Here is a 4,050-nt window from a genome sequence, read left to right as displayed (position 1 = left end):
TCAGGCAGCCGCCTGTTGCTGCTTGATCGTCGCCAGCTCGCGGCGCACCGAGGCAAACACCGCCCCCCAATCGCCGGCGCGCGGCTGGACGAACAGCCGAGCCGTGCGATGCCAGGAGCCGCTGCGGCTGCGCAGGCGCCAGCGCCAATCGGCAGCCTGCGGCAACAGGACCCAGGTCCTGACGCCCATCGCCGCGGCGAGATGCGAGATCGGCGCATCGATCGAGATCAAGAGGTCGAGCTGCGCGAGCGCCGTCGCCGCCTCGGCGAAATCGAAGATGCCGCGACCGACATCGTGCACCAGGCCGCCGGCGCCGAGCCGCTCGATCTCCTTCTGCGCCACGCCGCCCTGCAGGCTGAACACCAGCAGCTCGGGGTCGCCGGCCAGCGCCATGATCTCGCTGAACGGCGCGGAGCGACGGCGATCCTGCGCCTGGCCGGGCATCGCCGCCCAGTACACGCCAACGCGCAACTTCGCCCGCTCGACATGACCGAGCCTGATCCGGCTCGCGGGCGGCGCCTGCAGCCAGGCGGGTTCGCCCGGCAGGGCCTCGAAATCGACGTGACAGAGGTGCGGCAGCGACACCAGGGAGGCATGCACGTCGAAGGCGGGTAGCAGCTCGCCCTCGGCCACGACCTCGTCGATATAGTCGACCCCGGCGAGCAGGTCCTTGAGCAGCGCCTGGCAGAGCACGATGACGATGGCTCCGCGCCGCTTCAGCTCGCGCGCGAAGCGCACGAACAGCAGCACGTCGCTCAGCCCCTGCTCGGGATAGAGCAGGATGCGCCGTCCGCCGATCGGACCGCCGAGCCAGGCAGGCTTGCTGAAGTCCGGTCGGGGCCAGTCGGCAAGCTGCTTGCGCACCTCGTAGGCGGCGAAGCCCGCTTCCATCTCGCCGCGCATCAGGAGCGCGATCGCGTGCTCGGTCTTGACCCGCGGATTGTCCGGGTCGAGCACCAGCGAGCGCGTGAAGCAGCCGATCGATTCCTCGACGCGGCCGAGATCGCGCAGGCAGAGCCCCAGATTGAAGAAGCCCTCTGCGTAGGTGCGATTGAGGCTGATCGAGCGGAAGTGATGCGTCGCCGCCTCGTCGAGCCGGTTGGCGGCCCTGAGCGCATTGCCGAGGTTCGAATGCAATGCCGGATTGTCGGGCTCGGCCGCCAGCGACAGCCGGTGATGACAGACCGACGCGTCGAGCTTGCCGGCAAGCCGCAGCGCGACGCCGAGATTGTTGTGCAGCTCGGCGTGGTGCGGCTGCACGGCGAGCAGCCGCAGGTACGCCCCGATCGCCTCGTCGAGACGGCCGGCGCGATGCGCCTGCGCGGCAAGCCGCATCTGTTGCACGAAGCTTTGCGTGTCGTCGCCGAACAGGGGAGTCGGCGCATTCTCGCCGGCCAGCGAATCGTGCCCCGGCGCATCGATCGGAGGCGTCCCGTACATTCTGCCAATGTACAGGAAGAAATGCCTCCAATCACCTGTTCTGAAACGCGATTATCGCGCCGCGAGAAGCCGACTCCGTCATACCGGACCGCGGGCGTCCCGCCCGCTCTTCTCATGTCGTACGACGCACGCTTCGTCGGGAATTCTCATGAGCGGGCGAGACGCCCGCGCCAGCGCGCTCTCAGATGTAGCTCTTGATCAGCTCCTCGGCGATCTGGATGGCGTTGAGCGCGGCGCCCTTGCGCAGATTGTCGCTCACTACCCACATCGCGAGACCGTTCTCGACCGTCGGATCGACGCGCACGCGGCTCACGAACACGCCGTCCTGGCCGGTCACTTCCTGCGGCGTGACGTAGCCGCCCGGCTCGCGCCGGTCGACCACCAGCACGCCGGGCTGGGCGGCCAGCAGCGCGCGCGCCTCGTGCTCGTCGAGCGGCTGCTCGAGCTCGAGGTTCACCGCCTCGGCGTGGCCGATGAAGGTCGGCACGCGCACGCAGGTGGCGTGGACCTTGATCCTGGGGTCGAGGATCTTCTTGGTCTCGACAACCATCTTCCACTCTTCCTTGGTCGAGCCGTCCTCCATGAAGACGTCGATGTGGGGAATCACGTTGAAGGCGATGCTCTTAGTGAACTTCTTGGGCTCGAGCGTCTGGTTGACGAAGAAGCTCTTGGTCTGGTTCAGGAGCTCGTCCATCGCCTCCTTGCCCGCGCCGGAGGTCGACTGATAGGTCGCGACGACAACGCGGCGGATGGTGGCCGCCTCGTGGATCGGCTTCAGCGCCGTCACCATCTGGATGGTCGAGCAGTTGGGATTGGCGATGATGCCGCGGCCCTTGTAGCCGGCGATCGCCTTGGCGTTGACCTCGGGCACCACCAGCGGAACGTCGGGATCCATGCGCCAGTACGAGGTGTTGTCGATCACCACGGCGCCGGCCTTGGCGGCGCGCGGGCTGTGCTCGGCCGACACCTTGGCGCCGGGCGAGCTCAGCACGATGTCGATGCCCTTGAAGTCGAACTTCGCCAGGTCGTGGACTTTCAGCACCGATTTGTCGCCGAACGACGTTTGCTTGCCGGCCGACCGGGCGGACGCCAGAGCGACCACGTCATCGGCCGGGAAGTTCCTCTCGGCCAGGATCTGCAGCATTTCGCGACCGACATTCCCGGTCGCGCCGACGACGGCGACTCTGTAGCCCATGACGATCCTGCGCTGGCGTGCGCTCTCCACTGGTTAAAGGCGGCAGGGAGATACGCGCCGAAGCGGGCTTTTGCAAGGAAGGCTCTTGTCCTCCCCAAGCGCAGCTTGGGGAGGTGTCCGCGTAATCGCGGACGGAGGGGTCATGAATCATCCGGACCGCGGGCGTCCCGCCCACTCTGCTCATGAGCGGGCGGGACGCCCACGGTCCGTATGAGTAATGACCCCTCCGTCGCCGTATGACGGCGACTCCTCCCCAAGCTGCGCTTGAGGAGCAGAAGACTTATTCCGCCGACGCGCCCGAGGCCTTGATGATGGGCAGCCACAGCGCCAGGTCGTCGCGGACCAGCTTCTGGGCGGCGGCGGGCGGTTCAGGGGGCAGCATCTCGATGCCCTGGCCCAGCATCTTCTCGCGCACCTGCGGCAATTGGCCGATCCGGTTGATCTCCGTATTGAGGCGGCCGACCACGGGCTCGGGCACGCCGGCCGGCACGGCGAAGCCCATCCAAGTGTTGACGACGTAGTCCTTGACGCCGGACTCGATCATGGTCGGGACATCGGGCAGCAGGCCGGAGCGCTTCTCGCTGGTCACGGCGAGCGGCTTGAGCTTGCCGCCCTTGGTCAGGCCGATCACCGTCGGCGTGTTGAACAGACCCATCGTCACCTCGCGGTTGGCGACCGCCTGGATGCCGGCGGGCGTGGCGCGATAGGGGACGTGCTGCAGCTTCACGCCGGTGCGCATCTCGAGCAGCACGCCCGACATGTGATGGCTGGTGCCGACGCCGCCCGACGAATAGGTGAGCTCGCCCGGCTTGGCGCGCGCCTGCGCCAGCAGGTCGGCGACGCTCTTCGCCGGGTTGTCCGGGTGGACGATCAGCACGTTGGAGACGCCGCCGGTCGCCGTGACCAGGGTCAGATCCTTGAGCGAGTCGTAGCCCGGCGCCTTGTAGAGCCCCATGTTGAAAACCATCGTGCCCTGGGAGACCAGCACCATGGTGTAGCCATCGGCCGGCGAGCGCGCCGCCTCGGCGGTGGCGATGGTGCCGCCGGCCCCCGTCTTGTTGTCGACCACGACCGTCTGGCCGAGCACCTTGCCGAGCTCCTCGGCAAACAGGCGGGCGACGATGTCGGCGGTGGCGCCGGGCGCCAGCGGCACGATCATGCGGATCGACTTGGCCGGCCACGCCTGGGCGCGGGTGGCGATGGTAGTGGAGGCGGCGGCCGCGAATGCCGTGATGAGGAAGGTTCGTTTGGTCAGTGGCATGATCAGTCCCCCGAGCGCGGTTAGTTGCCTCCCCGTCATCGGGGGAGGTGCCCCGGAGGGGCGGAGGGGGCAAGCCCCATTCGAGATTCCTCTGATTCCGACGTCGGAAGCTCACCGATCTCGACCGTGGCCTTCCCCCTCCGCCCCTCCGGGG

The 4,050-nt window shown here is 67.8% G+C and carries 3 protein-coding genes; all 3 read right to left on the bottom strand.

Annotation, left to right across the window (positions count from 1 at the left end; all coding sequences use genetic code 11):
• Positions 1 to 1,440, bottom strand: a complete 1,440-nt coding sequence (locus AB7O82_RS37630) for a tetratricopeptide repeat protein (RefSeq protein ID WP_428555871.1) — start codon at positions 1,438 to 1,440, stop codon at positions 1 to 3.
• A gap of 181 nt (positions 1,441 to 1,621) precedes the next feature.
• Complete coding sequence (locus AB7O82_RS37625) at positions 1,622 to 2,635, bottom strand: aspartate-semialdehyde dehydrogenase (RefSeq protein WP_428555869.1); 1,014 nt, start codon at positions 2,633 to 2,635, stop codon at positions 1,622 to 1,624.
• 280 nt (positions 2,636 to 2,915) lie between these two features.
• The gene (locus tag AB7O82_RS37620) at positions 2,916 to 3,896 is read right to left on the bottom strand and encodes a Bug family tripartite tricarboxylate transporter substrate binding protein (RefSeq protein ID WP_428555866.1); all 981 of its coding nucleotides are present in this window, start codon (positions 3,894 to 3,896) and stop codon (positions 2,916 to 2,918) included.
• Positions 3,897 to 4,050: the final 154 nt, after the last annotated feature.

It is taken from the genome of Reyranella sp., assembly GCF_050185545.1.
Taxonomy (GTDB): Bacteria; Pseudomonadota; Alphaproteobacteria; order Reyranellales; family Reyranellaceae; genus Reyranella.
Note: the sequence above shows the minus strand (reverse complement) of the source record. Positions and strands in the feature narration are given on the sequence as shown.

What these genes read in the sequence shown, in the direction of transcription:
- AB7O82_RS37630 (WP_428555871.1), bottom strand. Translation starts at nt 1,440, where the DNA reads ATGTACGGGACGCCTCCGATCGATGCGCCGGGGCACGATTCGCTGGCC.
- AB7O82_RS37625 (WP_428555869.1), bottom strand. Translation starts at nt 2,635, where the DNA reads ATGGGCTACAGAGTCGCCGTCGTCGGCGCGACCGGGAATGTCGGTCGC.
- AB7O82_RS37620 (WP_428555866.1), bottom strand. Translation starts at nt 3,896, where the DNA reads ATGCCACTGACCAAACGAACCTTCCTCATCACGGCATTCGCGGCCGCC.